At 42.2% G+C, this 14,884-nt stretch carries 23 protein-coding genes; 13 read left to right on the top strand and 10 right to left on the bottom strand.

Translation table 11 applies throughout. The features are described 5' to 3' along the window. Positions 1–4 precede the first annotated feature (4 nt). Entirely contained in the window at positions 5–823 is an 819-nt protein-coding gene (locus AC1DU2_RS09220; RefSeq protein WP_477383835.1) for a DUF4249 domain-containing protein, read from the top strand. 509 nt (positions 824–1,332) lie between these two features. Here the strand turns inward: AC1DU2_RS09220 and AC1DU2_RS09215 are convergent. The 3 genes from AC1DU2_RS09215 to AC1DU2_RS09205 all read right to left on the bottom strand — a co-directional run bounded on the left by AC1DU2_RS09215 (position 1,333) and on the right by AC1DU2_RS09205 (position 2,727). Further along, positions 1,333–1,821, bottom strand: a complete 489-nt coding sequence (locus AC1DU2_RS09215) for a hypothetical protein (RefSeq protein WP_477383834.1) — start codon at positions 1,819–1,821, stop codon at positions 1,333–1,335. Between the two features lie 397 nt (positions 1,822–2,218). Continuing rightward, positions 2,219–2,506, bottom strand: coding sequence for a type II toxin-antitoxin system RelE/ParE family toxin (locus AC1DU2_RS09210; RefSeq protein WP_477383833.1), 288 nt, complete (start codon positions 2,504–2,506; stop codon positions 2,219–2,221). Beyond that, on the bottom strand, positions 2,506–2,727 hold the full coding sequence (locus tag AC1DU2_RS09205; protein WP_477383832.1) for a hypothetical protein: 222 nt from the start codon (positions 2,725–2,727) through the stop codon (positions 2,506–2,508). Before AC1DU2_RS09205 ends, AC1DU2_RS09210 begins: the two co-directional genes overlap by 1 nt. A gap of 196 nt (positions 2,728–2,923) precedes the next feature. Here AC1DU2_RS09205 and AC1DU2_RS09200 point away from each other — a divergent pair, with 196 nt between their 5' ends. The 4 genes from AC1DU2_RS09200 to AC1DU2_RS09185 all read left to right on the top strand — a co-directional run bounded on the left by AC1DU2_RS09200 (position 2,924) and on the right by AC1DU2_RS09185 (position 5,915). Further along, positions 2,924–3,076: a hypothetical protein gene (locus AC1DU2_RS09200; RefSeq protein WP_477383831.1), complete on the top strand. Its 153-nt coding sequence runs from the start codon at positions 2,924–2,926 to the stop codon at positions 3,074–3,076. 49 nt (positions 3,077–3,125) lie between these two features. Then, positions 3,126–3,974, top strand: coding sequence for a cytochrome b/b6 domain-containing protein (locus AC1DU2_RS09195; RefSeq protein ID WP_477383830.1), 849 nt, complete (start codon positions 3,126–3,128; stop codon positions 3,972–3,974). A 2-nt stretch (positions 3,975–3,976) separates the two neighbouring features. Continuing rightward, complete coding sequence (locus AC1DU2_RS09190; protein ID WP_477383829.1) at positions 3,977–4,732, top strand: molybdopterin-dependent oxidoreductase; 756 nt, start codon at positions 3,977–3,979, stop codon at positions 4,730–4,732. A gap of 154 nt (positions 4,733–4,886) precedes the next feature. Further along, the gene (locus AC1DU2_RS09185; protein WP_477383828.1) at positions 4,887–5,915 is read left to right on the top strand and encodes a TolB family protein; all 1,029 of its coding nucleotides are present in this window, start codon (positions 4,887–4,889) and stop codon (positions 5,913–5,915) included. A gap of 66 nt (positions 5,916–5,981) precedes the next feature. Here the strand turns inward: AC1DU2_RS09185 and AC1DU2_RS09180 are convergent, their stop codons facing one another. The 3 genes from AC1DU2_RS09180 to AC1DU2_RS09170 all read right to left on the bottom strand — a co-directional run bounded on the left by AC1DU2_RS09180 (position 5,982) and on the right by AC1DU2_RS09170 (position 8,439). Next, positions 5,982–6,575, bottom strand: coding sequence for a hypothetical protein (locus AC1DU2_RS09180; protein ID WP_477383827.1), 594 nt, complete (start codon positions 6,573–6,575; stop codon positions 5,982–5,984). A 207-nt stretch (positions 6,576–6,782) separates the two neighbouring features. Then, positions 6,783–7,901, bottom strand: a complete 1,119-nt coding sequence (locus tag AC1DU2_RS09175; protein ID WP_477383826.1) for a metallophosphoesterase family protein — start codon at positions 7,899–7,901, stop codon at positions 6,783–6,785. Positions 7,902–8,304: 403 nt separating this feature from the next. After that, positions 8,305–8,439, bottom strand: coding sequence for a hypothetical protein (locus tag AC1DU2_RS09170; RefSeq protein ID WP_477383825.1), 135 nt, complete (start codon positions 8,437–8,439; stop codon positions 8,305–8,307). 32 nt (positions 8,440–8,471) lie between these two features. On the opposite strand from AC1DU2_RS09170, the gene AC1DU2_RS09165 reads away from it, so the two are divergent. The 3 genes from AC1DU2_RS09165 (at position 8,472) to AC1DU2_RS09155 (ending at position 9,842) form a co-directional block, all read left to right on the top strand. Continuing rightward, positions 8,472–8,864 (top strand): DUF4267 domain-containing protein, encoded by a 393-nt coding sequence (locus AC1DU2_RS09165; protein ID WP_477356806.1) that lies wholly within the window; start codon positions 8,472–8,474, stop codon positions 8,862–8,864. Positions 8,865–8,881: 17 nt separating this feature from the next. Continuing rightward, a complete protein-coding gene (locus AC1DU2_RS09160; protein WP_477383824.1) occupies positions 8,882–9,187 on the top strand; it encodes an NIPSNAP family protein in 306 nt (101 codons plus the stop codon). A 73-nt stretch (positions 9,188–9,260) separates the two neighbouring features. Beyond that, complete coding sequence (locus tag AC1DU2_RS09155) at positions 9,261–9,842, top strand: Crp/Fnr family transcriptional regulator (protein ID WP_477383823.1); 582 nt, start codon at positions 9,261–9,263, stop codon at positions 9,840–9,842. A gap of 37 nt (positions 9,843–9,879) precedes the next feature. On the opposite strand, the gene AC1DU2_RS09150 is transcribed toward AC1DU2_RS09155, so the two are convergent. The 3 genes from AC1DU2_RS09150 to AC1DU2_RS09140 all read right to left on the bottom strand — a co-directional run bounded on the left by AC1DU2_RS09150 (position 9,880) and on the right by AC1DU2_RS09140 (position 11,037). Then, complete coding sequence (locus AC1DU2_RS09150) at positions 9,880–10,053, bottom strand: hypothetical protein (RefSeq protein ID WP_477383822.1); 174 nt, start codon at positions 10,051–10,053, stop codon at positions 9,880–9,882. Between the two features lie 131 nt (positions 10,054–10,184). Further along, complete coding sequence (locus tag AC1DU2_RS09145) at positions 10,185–10,865, bottom strand: helix-turn-helix transcriptional regulator (RefSeq protein ID WP_477383821.1); 681 nt, start codon at positions 10,863–10,865, stop codon at positions 10,185–10,187. Between the two features lie 16 nt (positions 10,866–10,881). Next, the gene (locus tag AC1DU2_RS09140) at positions 10,882–11,037 is read right to left on the bottom strand and encodes a hypothetical protein (RefSeq protein WP_477383820.1); all 156 of its coding nucleotides are present in this window, start codon (positions 11,035–11,037) and stop codon (positions 10,882–10,884) included. A 233-nt stretch (positions 11,038–11,270) separates the two neighbouring features. Between AC1DU2_RS09140 and AC1DU2_RS09135 the strand changes: the two genes are divergently transcribed. Genes AC1DU2_RS09135 through AC1DU2_RS09115 form a run of 5 tightly spaced genes read left to right on the top strand, consistent with a single transcriptional unit; the run spans position 11,271 to position 14,393 of the window. Continuing rightward, positions 11,271–11,651 (top strand): hypothetical protein, encoded by a 381-nt coding sequence (locus AC1DU2_RS09135; RefSeq protein ID WP_477383819.1) that lies wholly within the window; start codon positions 11,271–11,273, stop codon positions 11,649–11,651. A gap of 39 nt (positions 11,652–11,690) precedes the next feature. Beyond that, entirely contained in the window at positions 11,691–12,095 is a 405-nt protein-coding gene (locus tag AC1DU2_RS09130; protein ID WP_477383818.1) for a hypothetical protein, read from the top strand. Positions 12,096–12,113: 18 nt separating this feature from the next. Beyond that, positions 12,114–12,680 carry a hypothetical protein gene (locus AC1DU2_RS09125; protein ID WP_477383817.1) on the top strand — a complete coding sequence of 189 codons (567 nt, stop codon included), beginning with the start codon at positions 12,114–12,116 and terminating at the stop codon, positions 12,678–12,680. A 40-nt stretch (positions 12,681–12,720) separates the two neighbouring features. Next, positions 12,721–13,134 (top strand): hypothetical protein, encoded by a 414-nt coding sequence (locus AC1DU2_RS09120; protein ID WP_477383816.1) that lies wholly within the window; start codon positions 12,721–12,723, stop codon positions 13,132–13,134. 23 nt (positions 13,135–13,157) lie between these two features. Continuing rightward, positions 13,158–14,393: a protein-tyrosine phosphatase family protein gene (locus tag AC1DU2_RS09115; RefSeq protein ID WP_477383815.1), complete on the top strand. Its 1,236-nt coding sequence runs from the start codon at positions 13,158–13,160 to the stop codon at positions 14,391–14,393. A gap of 225 nt (positions 14,394–14,618) precedes the next feature. Here AC1DU2_RS09115 and AC1DU2_RS09110 read toward each other — a convergent pair whose 3' ends face one another. Beyond that, positions 14,619–14,834, bottom strand: coding sequence for a hypothetical protein (locus AC1DU2_RS09110; RefSeq protein WP_477383814.1), 216 nt, complete (start codon positions 14,832–14,834; stop codon positions 14,619–14,621). Positions 14,835–14,884 lie beyond the last annotated feature (50 nt).

Here is a 14,884-nt window from a genome sequence, read left to right as displayed (position 1 = left end):
TTGTATGCACACCACTATAAAATATATGATACCCGCCCTGTTTGCCATAGCGCTATGCTCGTGCGAAAAGGCCATTAACCTGACACTTAAAGATACCACGCCCCAATACGTTGTTGAAGGCGTGCTCACCAACGAAACCGGCGGGTGCAAAGTAACCCTGAGCCAAACCAAAAACTTTACCGATAATAACGATATAGTAGGTATTGATGGCGCACAGGTAACCATTACCGACGATAATACCGTGTACCCGCTTACGGCATCGGGCGGCGGTATTTATAAAAACAGCACCCTGACAGGGGCCTACGGCCATATTTATAAACTGAATGTGCTGGTTGCGGGCAAAACATTCACATCAACCTGCGCCATGCCCGCACTGGTACCACTGGATAGCATTTACCTGGTAAAAAGCGACTTTGGCAACAACAAGGATGGTAGCATCCGTAAATTTGTAACCGTGAAATACCACGACCCCGTGGCTACCAAAAACTACTACCGTTTTGTGCAATATGTAAACAACCGCAAAGAAGAATCGGTACTGCTGGATAACGATGAATTTACCAACGGCCAGGAAGTAAACACCCGCCTTAATTTCGACAACAATAACGACGACCCGGCCCGCGACATCCGCCCGGGCAACCAGGTAACCATCGAGATGCAAAGCATCGACCCGGCCGTGTACAAATACTTTTTTAGCCTTACCACCGGCGCCACCGGCGACGGCAATAACGCCGCACCGGCCAACCCACTTAGCAACGTTACCGGCGGCGCGCTGGGCTATTTCAGCGTACACCCAATTTCAAGGAAAACACTAACCGCGCCGTAATGGGGCGTGGGGTTGGTAGCCGGCTCAAAACTATTGATGTTTAGCACTGCCAAAACACACCGACAAACCACTCGCAACAATTTTTTGACTTTTGAATTTTTACTTTTGACTTAACAGAGCGTTCCCCCCGCTGATAGAAGCGGCGGTCAGGCTTTCCGTTACAAGTCCTCGCTTTGCCTTTGCCGCCCCGGCCTACACACGCTGTGGGCTTTTCACTGCAATCCTTAACGCGAGCTGCGGGTATACAAAAACACCCGGATGCAATTGTACATCCGGGTGTTGCGTATTTATTACTTAGCGTTTACCTATCAGCGGGGCACAAGGCTGGAGGCGGCAGCGAAAAGCTCTTGCGGTAGCTGGGCGAAGTTTTTGCGTTGATAGTGAGCGCGAATGCCATGGCGCTATATAAATATCTTAGCGGCCTCCTCGGGAACTATACCGAACCCCTTTTCGTATGATTTATGGAAGATATGTAGGAAGTAGGAAAATTCGATGCTTCAGTGAATCTGTTAAAGGTACTTCCGCCCTATAAGTTCACATTTTTTTGTAACATTCCAAAAAGCAAACCCGGCATTTCCAGATGGAATCAACCAATATATAATTTCACGTCTTTGGGTTTTCAAACCAAACTCAGCAAAATACCCATCTGACTTAATTCCTATTGACGTCCCTTCTATCCTTATTGAATTATAACCACAATGCCATATAAAATCTTTATAAAAAATAGAATCAAGATGAGATTCGCCGATCCTTATGAATCTATGAGTCGTATTCAATACAAATCCGGCGTTGCCACAATTAAGCAAAAATACGGGTTTTTCATGCTCATCTAAACTTGCTCGCTGAAGAAGCGCCCGTTGGAGATCTTTAGGTATTAGATCAAAAAAGGTGAAAGTTTCGAACCCCGAAAAGAAATCTCTATCCTTACGATGATAAGAAAGGAACCAATGCTGCATTAAAGCAGATATTTGATCAGGTGTTTTAAGAAACTTCTCCATGGGGATTTCTGAAATAAGGCAACGGCTTCAAAAATAGCAAAAAAGCCACTTAACTTTATGCTCAGCGGCTTTGTAGCCCCCGCTGCCTCAATTGTACTCACTTGTGGCCCGCGTGCTAAGTATACATCATGCCTTTAGGACAGATCATCGTTTTAAGTTAACCTACGTCCCATCACTTTAATCTAAAAATACAAAACTCCCGGATGAAATTAAACATCCGGGAGTTGCATATTCATTACTTAGCAAGATTCTTGCCGTAGCCAGATGAAATCCTGTAGTTACAAACTAAAAGGATAGCCGCTCGAAGTCGGAAATCGGACAGCGGTAGACTAGGGATAACGGGAAAATAATCAGCTTATTAAGAAACAAAGCAACAACAATGCAGATTTAATGGTTTTTAAACAAACCGTTTAGGATTTCGGCTGGTATGAAATACCGAATTCACAACAACCAATTGCTTTTTAATTTTGAAAACAATTACAAATGGAAAATCGTGTACTTTGGCGAGTCTGAATTTTTTTGAAAATCTTTCCTGGTAATGTAAAGGGTTATTTTCAATCGATCTGAATGTACTAATTACTTTGAGCAGAAACCTGTCGCCAAGCCCGGCTTGTTGTTCTTCATACCATTCGGCAGATTTTTGCATGTCTTCCCTCGCTTTGCGAAGAACCTGCAGATGGTACACTATTTTTCTTTGATGTTGAAGTGAGCGATGATCTCCTCGATTGAATAGGTTTCGGTTTCTCCGGATTCGTACTCCCTGTCGCGTGCCAATATGTCCTTTTGCTGAGCTTCAGACAAAATAAAAGTTTCATCTTCCCGGCTATAGTCGTACTTCATATTATCCAGAAATGCCAGTAAGGCCTGTTCTTCCTGTGGATTATGGGGGTTAACTACGATGGTCATATAACAAATATAAGAAATTGTACTTGAGTTGAAAAATCGTCGATTAATATTTATCCGGTCGGGGTTTGTAACCTCCGCGCCGATGGTTAATCGGGGTGACCCACATGCTAAGTACACGCCATGCATTTAGGGCAATCAACAATGCTTGTTGTTAACCTTAATGCTTTCGTGTTACTCTTATGCCCCGTTTAAAAATATGCAACACCCGGATGAAATTAAACATCCGGGTGTTGCATATTCATTACTTAGCATAGCATTTACCTATCAGCGCGCGCACAAGCCTGGAGACAGCGAAGGCGATCAGTTTAGTGTTAACCATGATAAAATACAAAATATTCATTATCAATAACTTGTAAATATTTTATTTGAAATGTGTTAAGTTATGTTAACCCAATCAGATGCGTTTACCCTGCGGCAAGAGCTGGTTTCTTGATATTTTAAACCAATATCTTTATATTTATTCTGTTTATATAAACGTAGTTATCACCGCCGCAGGAATGAACTTATCGCAAAGCACTAAAACCGAAGTTGTACCACACAAGCCCTGGGTTAAAGGCGCGCACTTTATCATCACCCTAAGTTTTTTGGCGCTTACGGTTAGCGGCTTTGTTATTTTGATGTCGCACCCCAGGCTTTACTGGGGCAAGGCAGGTAACGACCTTACCCCGGCATTGTTTGAGCTCCCGATAAGCCGCAACTACCACCATGGCGGCTGGGATAAAAGCATACCGTTTAAGCACGTAACCGGCCGGCAGGTAACCGCCGCCCGCACTTACGATATTTTTAATGAGAACGGCTGGGGGCGTAGTATGCACTTTTTGGCCGCCTGGTTCATGGTATTAACCGGCGTCATCTATTTTATAGCAGGGTTTTACAGCGGGCATTTTTGGCGCAACCTGGTGCCGCACCGCCGCGAATTTAGCTTCAGGCTACTTTGGCGCGATGTTGCCGTGCATTTGCGCAGGCACATGCACTACACGGGCAAATATGGGCTATTGCAAAAAATCACCTATCTATCGGTTATCTTTTTGCTGTTTCCGTTGGTTATTTTAACTGGCTTTGCCATGTCGCCTGCTATTACCGCGTCTTATCCCTTTTTGCTGAAAATATTCTTCGGCCATCAATCGGCGCGCACTATCCACTTTTTTGCGGCGGTTTTACTGTTGCTGTTTTTGCTGGTACACGTGGTTATGGTGATCAGATCGGGCTTTAAACGAAATATTTGGGCAATAACTTTTGGCAGGTAGCTATGAAAAGAAAACTACTGATGAACCGCCGCCAGGCCATTTTAACTGGACTTACCTCCGCCGGCGCGCTTTTGCTTTCGGGCTGCCTTAAAAAAGCGCCGCCCACTTATGGCAATATTTTGCGAATGGGCGACGATTTAACCTACATTGCCCAGCGCGGCCTGCTTTCGCAGCGGGCCCTGGCTATGGAGTATCAAAAAAGCGAGATAACCAGTTTCCCGGTAACCGATATTGGCGACCCCGCCGATCCGTCGAGCAAAAAAGCCTACAGCAAAGCCTACCAGCAACTGCAACTTGATAACTTTAAAGATTTTGCACTTGTTGTAGAAGGTTGCGTGGCCACACCGCGTAAGTATTCAATGGATGACCTCAAAAAACTGGGTGCGCGAACGCAAATAACCCGGCACACCTGCGAGGAAGGCTGGAGCGCCATTGCCGAATGGACAGGCGTACCGCTAAGCGCTGTACTAAAAGATGCCGGTATTTTAAAAACCGCCCGTTATGTAGCCCTATACGGTTTCGATAATTATGCCGAAAGTATTGATATGCTTGATGCATTTCATCCGCAAACCATACTGGCCCATACCATGAACGGCGAAGACATACCCGCACGTAACGGCGCTCCCTTACGCCTGAGGGTAGAAACGCAGCTGGGCTACAAAAACGTTAAATTTTTGCAGCGCATTGTGGTGACTGATAAATTCACCGATCCGGGGCCCGATATTACTTCAGGATGGTCATGGTATACCGGCATCTGATTTTTGGGGATTTGGTTTAGGATGCCATATCGCTTATTTGGCACTTTTCTTTCCGATAGCAATATTTGTAGAGTGGTGTTATAAACATAACATCGTTATCGTATATAGTGATATATTACGGCTGTTATTCTGATATCGACAACTAAACCTAACCATGAAAAACAAATTCCTTGTTCCAGTTTTATTTGCCTTCCTGCTCGCGGCATGCCAACAAGACCATAAATTCAACTTCACATCCGGCACTTTTCCCGAATTGCCTGTAAACATGGGCGATATTAATTCTGAATTTGATGATTATAACTCCGCCCTGTCTGTAATTGGTTCAACCTCGCCTTTATGTTTCTCCTCAAAAAGGAACAGTAGTGGCGGCAATTTTGATATCATTTATAAAATGCTGGATGTATACTCATCGCGCATAGATGGTAAATTAACGGTTGCCGAAAACACATCAAGCAGCCTGATGGATATTGTTATCGAAAACGCCAACCTGAATAATGCCATGGGTACCATCAATACATCAGCTGATGAGTTGGGGCCGTATTTAATAAGCCAGGGCATGAAATTTACGGGCAGCACCAATATGAATAAGCGCTATAACAGCTATATATTGTTATATGCCACCAACCAAAGCGGCAATTTGGATATCAAATACACCGAAAATCTTAACCAGGAAAGCTACACCACACCCAAACCCGTTAAATTCCTCAACTCGCTAAAGGATGATGCCTACCCCTCGTTTACGCAGGATTTTTCGTCGGTTTATTTTTGCTCAAACAGGGATGGCAACTTTGATATTTATCAAACAGACCTTGACAAAAGCAAGGATATTATAACCAACCTTGACGATGCCTCCACAAAAACAATCACCAGGGATGCCATACTATCATCGGCGGCCGACGACAAGTGCCCTTACATAGCTAACAATGTGATGGTTTTTACCTCGAACCGTCCCGGCGGATATGGTGGCTTCGATTTGTATTATTCGTTACTGGTAAACGGCAAATGGTCGGCGCCGGTAAACTTTGGCCCGGCCATCAACACTACCAGCGATGAATACCGGCCAATTATAAAATCGATGCCCGGCTTTACCAACGATTTCATGATCTTCTCATCCAACAGGCCGGGTGGCAAAGGCGGCTTCGACCTTTATTATGTTGGCGTAAAAAAAATGATAGCGTTTTAGGGTAACGTTTTTGGCGCAGGTCTTTTGCCATGAGCTGGAATGATTGTTGAACTGCGCTTTACATTGTTATCTCTCTACAGGCACATTTTTATTTTTAGGATTAACATGAATAACATGGCCGCAGGTATCCCTGCTGCCATTGATGATATATCCGGTTGAAGGACAATCGGAGCCGTTTTTGCAACGCACAGTATCCCGTTTATCAACTACAACCAAAGTTTTCCCTTTGCAATCAACGATAGATCGCCATAGCTTTTCGGCATCGTGTGACACACTCATAGCCTCGCTTGCGAATTCGGCAGATTTAGCGGTTTTTACTTTTTTGTTATTCACCCATTTCAACATTGTTTTTTTATTGAAGTAATATCTATCCTCTGTTGTACGGACTACTTTTGACCCTCGCAGGTACATTGGTTTGTTATAAAAATGCCCCTGCACAAATGCAAAGAAGAACCCATTTTTATTAAAATAGTATTTTTCTATTGTGTTACCGGTTTCCCCATAACTAATTTCGATGATCTCCCGGGGCGAATTTCCGTTGCAATAAACTGCAATAAACCCACCCTCGGTTGTTTCTCCTGTCACATCCTTTTCCAGTACCTTGTACTCCTTTTTATGCCGGTTAATTTCAACATAATCTCTTTGTATACCCGTTATCATTTGGGACGTGTCGATAACTTTCGTCGGGCGTTTTGTATCACTATAATTGCTGTTAGCTGCAATTGTAAATCCAAGTAAAAGTGCCACATAAGGAAGTTACATCGCGTTCAATTATTATTGTTGCTGTTGCTATAATTGTTGCCAGGTTTAACCAAGTTCCATTTGCAAACGGAGCTTTGAACGCCAACAACCCCCGCTTTGTAAAAACTATTTTATTTTAATGGTTGATTGCTGGTAAAAGCGCAGGTCCCAGGCTATTACAGCCTCGCCGGCTTTTGGCGTTTTTTGCTTCCTGTTGGTGAAATAGTTCTCTACAAAACGCTTGCCTTCTGCGCTTCCAGCGTCATAGGCCGACATCAGGAATTTAAAACTGAAATCTTTAAAACCGAAGGCATGCCAGTCACGATGTAAAGAATCTGTGTAGTGAGTATTCACTTTGCTTACAACCTTGGTCGTGCTATTATATTGTATAACCTGGTAAGCGGGATTGTTCCCATTTCTTGAACATAGTCCCGGAGCAATATCGATGTAAGAAATTAACTTTCCTTTATTGGTTATTAGCCGGTAGTCGTCCATATGGGTATGTCCGGCCAATTGAAACCTGATAACCGGGGCATATTTCTTTATGGTGTCCAGATACATGTTTTCGACGTTATTGTGCCATGACGGTGTATTGCCGTACCTGTCCATTCCGGGCGGAACATGATAAACCATCCAAACTTTTTTATTCTTCCGTTTAGCATCCTGTAACGCCGCGCCCAACCATGATAATTCTTTTTTTGCCTTTCCATCCGCGTCGGATGCCGAACTTAAAAAAATCACGGTGTTAAGCATAATGAACGTCCAATCACCTTTGCTGTATTTGTAATAGCCACCGGCCATAAAATCCCGGTATATGGCATGGTTATGGTCTATCGGGCGTAGCATTGCGTTATAAAACAAGGCATTGGTTGCCCTGTCACAACTATCATGGTTGATGCAATCATTATTGCCCAGGGCAGGTAAAATAACCGCATTTTTATCTAATTTCTTCAAATGGTCAAGCACATACTTAAATGTTTGTTTCATGATGGTAGTATCATGTTTTTTTGCTGGTCCTTTCTCGTGCCACAGCATATCGCCGGGCAAAATAATGAAGGGAAATTTTTGGGAGCCAACACTGTTAATTGCCGAAAGAAAAAGCGTACTGTCGGCATCTAAATGATAGGAGTTGTTATTGCCTAAGCTTAAATTAACATGCACATCAGATAATACAAGTATAGATTTTGTTTGGGCGTAGCCCGGCAGCGGCAGCGCGGTAAGCAACAATAGAAGCAGCTTTTTCATATTTAATTGAATTGGTGATTGGGTGCAGATTTAAGTGTTGAGTATAGCCAAGTTACTTAAAGCTTATATATTATCAAAGGAATAGGACAATATTAGTTCATGGTTATTCTTTAGCTGCGGCCATGATGTTAAAATAGCGAAGGTAATACTTTAATATCGCAGCCGCTGCCCGGCACTTTCTTCCGGGCCAGTGTTTTTTTTGACTTGAAATTATGGCAATGCCTTCGGCCCGGGCTCATTCGCTTATACGGCCTCAGGCATTAAGCGCGAGGCCGGTATTCGCTGCTATCCCTATTGCGAACCGCCCGTATACAAAAACATCCGGATGAAATTAAATGTCGGGGGGCAATATGTTCAGCGAAAATGCAGTAGTTACAAACTACCACCACAGGCTGAATTCTAATCACGGCACTTTTTCCTTATCGTAAGTGCAGCCATAAGCAGATAGCTTATATACTACTGATTCGGCTATTTCAAAAAACGGCACCAGGATCGGATTTGTTAACCCAGGTGCATGAATGCCGGCTTTGGCGGGCATAATTTTGTGTCATTATTTAAAAACAAACGATCATGACAACAAAAATCTCTTATGCAATTGCATTTTTACTGGGCCTGGGAATGGTATTCCTCGGAGCCCGCTTTTTTTTCTCTCCCGAAGTAGCGACAGCCGCTTTCGGCATCCGCTTTAACGCCAATGGGGATTACGCCTTTCATCACATCAAAGGAATCAGGGATATATTTTCCGGGATACTGTTGTGCGCACTGGTCCTGATGAAGGAGCGCCGTGCCCTTGGCGTAATGCTATTTGTGGCTACAATCATCCCGGTTTCGGATATGCTGACTGTGCTTAGTAAAAGCTATACCGGTTTGCAGCAAGCGATGCCACATATTGTAGCAACCATCATTTGTTCGGTTGTTGGCATCCTGTTATTAACAGCAAAACCTCAAACTAAATCAATATAACCAATAAAATAAACACCATGGAACAATTAAGAATTTATACGCTTGCTGATAAAGAAACAGCCGCACAGTACTTTACAGCAAATTGGGCCAGGCACAGGATAAACCTTCCGAAGTTTGGCTTCGCTGTCAAAGGTGTTTGGATCGGCAATACCCCTGGCATCGCCAACCAGGTTATCGCCCTCGTGTCTTTTCCAGACGATGCCGATGTGGATGAAATGACCGAACGTTATTTGAAAAGCCCGGAGTTTGCCGCCGATACGGCAGATTTTGACAGAAACAAAATTACTAATGTAGAAACCAAAATTTTAAGGGCTGCAAGCTAATAGGTTTTGCCGCACCAGGATTGCTACACAACTTGTTCGCAAGTTGTGTATTTTTGGCTTTGATACAGTTCAAATGATGATAAACAGCTTACTGAACAGCATACAAAAGGTGATTACGCTCAGCCCGGAAGAGATAGATACCGTGACCTCTTTGTTTAAGGAGAAAACTTATAAAAAGGGCGACTATTTTTTAGAAGAAGGACGGATCTGCAAACAAGTAGGATTTGTGGCAAAGGGATTAATGCGGTTTTATATTAACCATGACGGAGAGGAAAAAACATATGATTTTTCCCAGGAAAATGAATTTGTATGTAACTATGAAAGTTTTCTTCCCCAGGCCCCTTCTTCAAAAAACATTCAGGCTTTAGAGGATAGTATTGTATTTGTGATCTCGCATGCTGACCTTCAACTATTTTATGCGAATGTTCGTGGCGGGGAACGTTTTGGCAGGATAGCCATCGAAGCAGTTTTTGTAAAAATGCTGCAGGATATCAGTTCATTATATGCAGAAACACCCGAACTCCGTTATGAGCGTTTTTTGAAAAACCATGCCGATCTGCAGCAAAGGATCTCCCAGTACCATATCGCCTCATTTGTTGGGGTGAAACCACAATCACTCAGCCGTATCCGTAAAAGGATTTTTACACAGTTCTGATTAGTTCATGGTTATCCTTTCGCTGCTGCACCAGTGGTTAATCGGGGTGGTTTGGATAACCATAAGCGAATAATATTACCATCGATAACGCCACACCATCGCGAATCATCCACCAATAGCCCGGGACATGTTTCGCCACAAAATCAACATACAGCATCAACCCCAAAAAAAGGACACCAAAAATTAAAAAAACACGCCTTTTTTTATTCATAAACAACCAGCAATAGTCAATTTCCCCGATACCACCCTGATGTTTGTAGCCATCCGCTGTTCGGATGTTCTCTCAAAGCCGTTGTTGGATTTGCTGAACAAGGTTCGGGCATCCACAACTAACATCCGTAGTTATATTAAATCAAAAGCCCTTGCATATTCGCACAGTTCAAAATAAGCCGAGGTATTTAACTTTCTCCGGATATTTTTACGATGCGTTTCTACTGTACTTTCGGTTATAAAAAGTTCATTAGCCGTTTCGGCGGAACTTGATCCTAATGCTAAATGTTTTAATACCTCGCACTCCCGTTTTGTCAGTTGCGAAAACCGATGGAGATTTTTTCTCAGAAAATCATTTTCTTTTAAAATTCGGTCAACTTTTTTAGTAATGTGTTGCATCGGGTCAACCTTGTAGGCCATATTAATGATCAGTAGCGGAAGCCCTTCATCATCGCGCAACAAAATTTTTACGATGCTCATATGCCAGGCCCAATCCTGGCTGCCGTTTATTTTTACCTGCTGAAAAAAAGTAACATTTTCGTCGGTATTGTTCTCTATCATTGCATGTAATTTGGGGGCATAATCCTCGGCATCTTCAAGGTTAAAATACTTTTCGGTATATTCCAGGATGGAGTAGTTACGGAATTCCGCCAGGCTGATACCCAACTGGGCCAGGCCATTTGGCGACATATATTCCAACGAAAAGCCAGGCATACGGTGAATGATAATAACACCGGGGAATAAATTGGCAACAGCATTTATCTCTTCAATTCTGTCGCGAATTTTACTTTCTAAATCAGGAACTGTACTCATATTTTGGGAAAGGGGGTTACAAGGTTGGAAGGTGATTGAGTCCCCTGGCAGACATGCGGGTCGCCGACCAATCGCGCAGATCGGGAATAACCACCACACCGGGCAGTTCGGCAATTAAAGCTATTTCGGCAATACTCCGGGCTATTATACCGGCAATGTCGTTTTCAATCATGATAATTAGGGTATAGCTAAAGTAAATAAATTACGGCAGTTACGCCTGTTTTTTTCAAAAAAATCCCCGGAAGCAGGGATTTTTTTAGATGCTTATTTTGCTTTATTTAGTAGCAAAAACCTTATTGATGTTTAACCAAACCCTTGCCATAATTTTGCCCTTTTTTATTGATAACAATGAAATGAATTCAGTTGGGGCTTAAACTATCCATCGAAATTATAATATGAATTAATATGAAAACTAAACAATCACTTTTGTTATTACTGGTTCTTATTACAGTGCTACCGCTAAGCAGTTTTAAAAACAAAGCAGGCCGACCAGATGCGCTCTATTGTTTTTTACGGTACGAAAAACTGGCTAAAGACGATAAGACATTTGTGCTCATTGTATCAAGCACCGTATCCTATGATGACTGGAAAGATAATAGCATTGATATCAAGAAAAAGTTTGCTGCCAAGGCAATTGAGCAAACCGGTGTTGATGTATGGCAACCCGCCATTAAAGATGCAGGCTTGAGCCATAACGAAGACGATGTGAAAATAGCCCGGGCCAAAGCACTTAAAAGTTTTAAGGACTACCATGAAACTTCCCAAACGTACACCATCGATTTGTAAATGCTTTTGCGGCAAATATTAAAACACTTTATGAATAATATGAGGAAATTTTTACTTGTAATAAATATCTGTTTTTTAGGACTTGGTTTAAAGGCACAAACGCTTGAACAAACTACCGAATATATTCAAACCACAGTACAGCCTTATCTTTCAAGTTCTTGGACCGTTTCATGCGCCGGAGACTCATTGACTTCTTACGCAACAATAACTCATTTTAAAGACATAAAAGGAGTTAACTATTTGAAAGAAACCTCTAACGGTTCCTTTCAAATAAATTTAATAGGCCAATGTTGTTATGATTTTAACCATACAAAAATAATGAATAGTAACCCTATTTATTTAAATAAAAATACCCCCATCCCAGTAGTTGAAAAAATAATAAAAGCCATTAAGCATGCTGCTGAATTGCAGGGGGCCAAACTGGTAAATGAAAATATGTTTTAAACTTAAACCTTATCAAAAATGAAAAGCCTCTTATTCTCGGCAGCGGCTGTTATAGTGATAACTGCTGCTTTGTCTTTTAATCAGAAAGAAACCCCGGCCGGATCGTTAGGCGATGTTAAGTATTCTATTTTGCCCCCCGACCAGTTTAATCAAATAAACGGCAGCGGCTGGGTGTTATTAGACGGCCGGAAGGTTAATGGCAGCCAACTTCAAAAACACTTTTCGATAAGCAACATACCCGATGCAAGGGGCATGTTTTTGCGCGGGCTTAATTATGACCGTCAAGACGCCAGTATTGATCCTTTTTTTAAAGAGCATAATCGTGTAAGGTTGGTTGGCGAACAAGAAAGCGACGCTTTAAAAAGCCACAGTCATCAAGTGACATCAGTGGAAAAGAAAAGTCATGTTTTCATTGCTCACTCATGGCCTTCAGGACCGGGCAATCAACCACAATTTGAAGCTGTAGCTGCCCAGAAAGATTATGCGGCGCGTTCCGAAAGCGATATATTCGAAGCTGCTCCGTTTGGTGGAAACGAAACACGGCCAAAAAATATCGCCTTTTATATTTACATCAAAATAAACTAATTAAAAACCGAAACATTTTTAGAAATCCCCCCACCCCATCATGAAAAAAACTTTACTCATCCTTTTCCTTTCAATTGCAGCATTCACCTCAAAAGCCCAAAACATGAGCTTTGATGAAACGGTGAAATATATTAATGATAAACTGGCTGTCTGCCAATATCCAGTTACATTTACCGCCCAAAAAGATGGAAACATAACAGTAGGAAAAAAATCATATAACTTGTTTGATTTGTATCAAGAACCAATTGATGACAAAGCCTATATTAAACAGGATAAAGGAATAGTTTACTCTAATAAACCAGGTTATGAGAGCATAAAATTTATTTTAAGTAGCCAAGGAAATCCTGCAACCTTTGCTTACTTTACTGTAGAAAAAGATCAAGAACGCGTATATAACGCATTAATATATTTACGTAGCTTATGTAGCAAAAGCAAAGACCCGTTTGATAAATAGCAACCCCGCTAAGGCCTGAAGCCATGCAAGATGAAATAAAGCGGATCCTCCCGTTAATCCAAGCCGGCCAAATACCCAAAGCCGAGGGAGAGCAACTGCTTAACGCCATCCGTGCCGCCATTAAAAACAATCCAACCAAAGGAAAGGAGCTGGGGCCATATATCCGCCTAATTAACGATGCCATCAAACCGCAGCCCTCATCAACAGGTATTAACTGGATACCTGTTGATGAAGGTTTTTTAGCTATAGGCCATAAACCGGGCGGGAAAATTTCTTTTGACGGATTAAAGCACGATGGTGCCACGGCTATACTTACCCTGTTACATGAAAACGAAGGCGCCGCGCAAATTGGAACAAAAACCAAACAAGCCGGTATTATGGAGTGGCTATGGTTCCCGTTTTCGGCTTCCAAACCGAATGAGCAGTATGACACTACCAACGTTTTACAGCTATTTAATCAGTTGCACCTGTTATTAAAAAGCGGCGGTAAAATATACATTCATTGTTCGGCAGGTATACACCGTACGGGCATGGTTACCTATGGCTTGCTACGCTACCTTGGATATGATAAAAGCGTGGCACTGCAAATGCTTACCAATTTAAGGGAAGTAACAGCCAAACAAGTGGGTGCCGACCGGCTGCTATGGGGAGATAGATACAGCACTAAAAAGGAATTAGACTATATGGCTTACGGCTTTGCAGATTATAATGAGGATAAGCCTGTTGACTATTTTAGTTACGATGCAGGCAACTGGCCCTATTTATCAGAAGACGATTACATCATTTATGCCTATTTCCAAATTTGGGTACAATCGTTGCAGTCTCAATTCCCGGCTCAAGACTTTCTGCTGTGCGAAAACCGGGGCATTCCCAACTTTAGTTACAATTTTTTCTCGTTAGTGGTCAAAGAAAAAGGCGCCGAAACAAGCGACAGCGCCATTGTTTTTATGATTAATAAAAATGTACCGCTGGCAGTATGGGGTACTGTTATTGATAAAACGAGCGGCTGGGATGATGAATGGTATATTCCACTTCATAACCTGTTTATAAACAGCCTTGGCGAAAGTTTTAACCCGGTAATTGAATACATGGTAACCGGCTTGGTTAACGCAAATTTAAACTTCAGCCCCAGGGCGATTTTATCACGCAAACACAAGCTACCGCCCGAAGAAATAAAACATTTCTGTATCAATTTGGATGGCTCATTGGATACTTTATACGGATGTACTTATAATGTGTACGACAATATGTCCGGATAGGACAACTTTGGGATTACAATCAGCCAATGTGTTAAGTATACGCCATGCCTTTAGGGCAATCAATAATGTTTGTTGTTAATCTTGATACAGTCTTATTAGTTGTTTGTTACGTATTCATTAATTAGCATGATGTTTACCTGGTGGGCGCACCCGGTTAACCATCGGGGCGGTAGCTAAAAACCCTTGCGGTAACCGGAGAACACCACCAAGTGCAAGGGCCTGCCATTAACTATTACCCTGTTGTTTTTCTTTTCGGATTGCTTGCCTGTTGGCAAGCAATTTTAGTTGTACCAATACCGCCACCAGCATTAAAAAGCAGGTCAAATAAAAAGCAAAATTTTGCCAAAAGCCACCGACACTCAAATTATCTGCCGCCCAATTCATAAAACCCTTTATATCCAACTTTGAACGTATAAGCAAAAAAGGTTCAATTGTAACCATGGCAACTAACGGAAAATTAAATTTTTTATAAAGCAATAATTAACACACAC

It is taken from the genome of Mucilaginibacter sp. P4_C11, from assembly GCF_056402115.1.
Note: the sequence above shows the minus strand (reverse complement) of the source record. Positions and strands in the feature narration are given on the sequence as shown.

Excerpts from the sequence above, each read along its gene's own strand:
- AC1DU2_RS09175 (WP_477383826.1), bottom strand. The coding sequence starts at position 7,901 with ATGAAAAAGCTGCTTCTATTGTTGCTTACCGCGCTGCCGCTGCCGGGC.
- AC1DU2_RS09180 (WP_477383827.1), bottom strand. The coding sequence starts at position 6,575 with ATGATAACGGGTATACAAAGAGATTATGTTGAAATTAACCGGCATAAA.
- AC1DU2_RS09195 (WP_477383830.1), top strand. The coding sequence starts at position 3,126 with ATGCGTTTACCCTGCGGCAAGAGCTGGTTTCTTGATATTTTAAACCAA.
- AC1DU2_RS09215 (WP_477383834.1), bottom strand. The coding sequence starts at position 1,821 with ATGGAGAAGTTTCTTAAAACACCTGATCAAATATCTGCTTTAATGCAG.
- AC1DU2_RS09115 (WP_477383815.1), top strand. The coding sequence starts at position 13,158 with ATGCAAGATGAAATAAAGCGGATCCTCCCGTTAATCCAAGCCGGCCAA.
- AC1DU2_RS09145 (WP_477383821.1), bottom strand. The coding sequence starts at position 10,865 with ATGAGTACAGTTCCTGATTTAGAAAGTAAAATTCGCGACAGAATTGAA.
- AC1DU2_RS09150 (WP_477383822.1), bottom strand. The coding sequence starts at position 10,053 with ATGAATAAAAAAAGGCGTGTTTTTTTAATTTTTGGTGTCCTTTTTTTG.
- AC1DU2_RS09125 (WP_477383817.1), top strand. The coding sequence starts at position 12,114 with ATGAAAAGCCTCTTATTCTCGGCAGCGGCTGTTATAGTGATAACTGCT.
- AC1DU2_RS09130 (WP_477383818.1), top strand. The coding sequence starts at position 11,691 with ATGAGGAAATTTTTACTTGTAATAAATATCTGTTTTTTAGGACTTGGT.
- AC1DU2_RS09185 (WP_477383828.1), top strand. The coding sequence starts at position 4,887 with ATGAAAAACAAATTCCTTGTTCCAGTTTTATTTGCCTTCCTGCTCGCG.
- AC1DU2_RS09220 (WP_477383835.1), top strand. The coding sequence starts at position 5 with ATGCACACCACTATAAAATATATGATACCCGCCCTGTTTGCCATAGCG.
- AC1DU2_RS09200 (WP_477383831.1), top strand. The coding sequence starts at position 2,924 with ATGCAACACCCGGATGAAATTAAACATCCGGGTGTTGCATATTCATTA.
- AC1DU2_RS09190 (WP_477383829.1), top strand. The coding sequence starts at position 3,977 with ATGAAAAGAAAACTACTGATGAACCGCCGCCAGGCCATTTTAACTGGA.
- AC1DU2_RS09120 (WP_477383816.1), top strand. The coding sequence starts at position 12,721 with ATGAAAAAAACTTTACTCATCCTTTTCCTTTCAATTGCAGCATTCACC.
- AC1DU2_RS09160 (WP_477383824.1), top strand. The coding sequence starts at position 8,882 with ATGGAACAATTAAGAATTTATACGCTTGCTGATAAAGAAACAGCCGCA.
- AC1DU2_RS09165 (WP_477356806.1), top strand. The coding sequence starts at position 8,472 with ATGACAACAAAAATCTCTTATGCAATTGCATTTTTACTGGGCCTGGGA.
- AC1DU2_RS09170 (WP_477383825.1), bottom strand. The coding sequence starts at position 8,439 with ATGCCCGCCAAAGCCGGCATTCATGCACCTGGGTTAACAAATCCGATC.
- AC1DU2_RS09135 (WP_477383819.1), top strand. The coding sequence starts at position 11,271 with ATGAAAACTAAACAATCACTTTTGTTATTACTGGTTCTTATTACAGTG.
- AC1DU2_RS09205 (WP_477383832.1), bottom strand. The coding sequence starts at position 2,727 with ATGACCATCGTAGTTAACCCCCATAATCCACAGGAAGAACAGGCCTTA.
- AC1DU2_RS09155 (WP_477383823.1), top strand. The coding sequence starts at position 9,261 with ATGATGATAAACAGCTTACTGAACAGCATACAAAAGGTGATTACGCTC.
- AC1DU2_RS09110 (WP_477383814.1), bottom strand. The coding sequence starts at position 14,834 with ATGGTTACAATTGAACCTTTTTTGCTTATACGTTCAAAGTTGGATATA.
- AC1DU2_RS09140 (WP_477383820.1), bottom strand. The coding sequence starts at position 11,037 with ATGATTGAAAACGACATTGCCGGTATAATAGCCCGGAGTATTGCCGAA.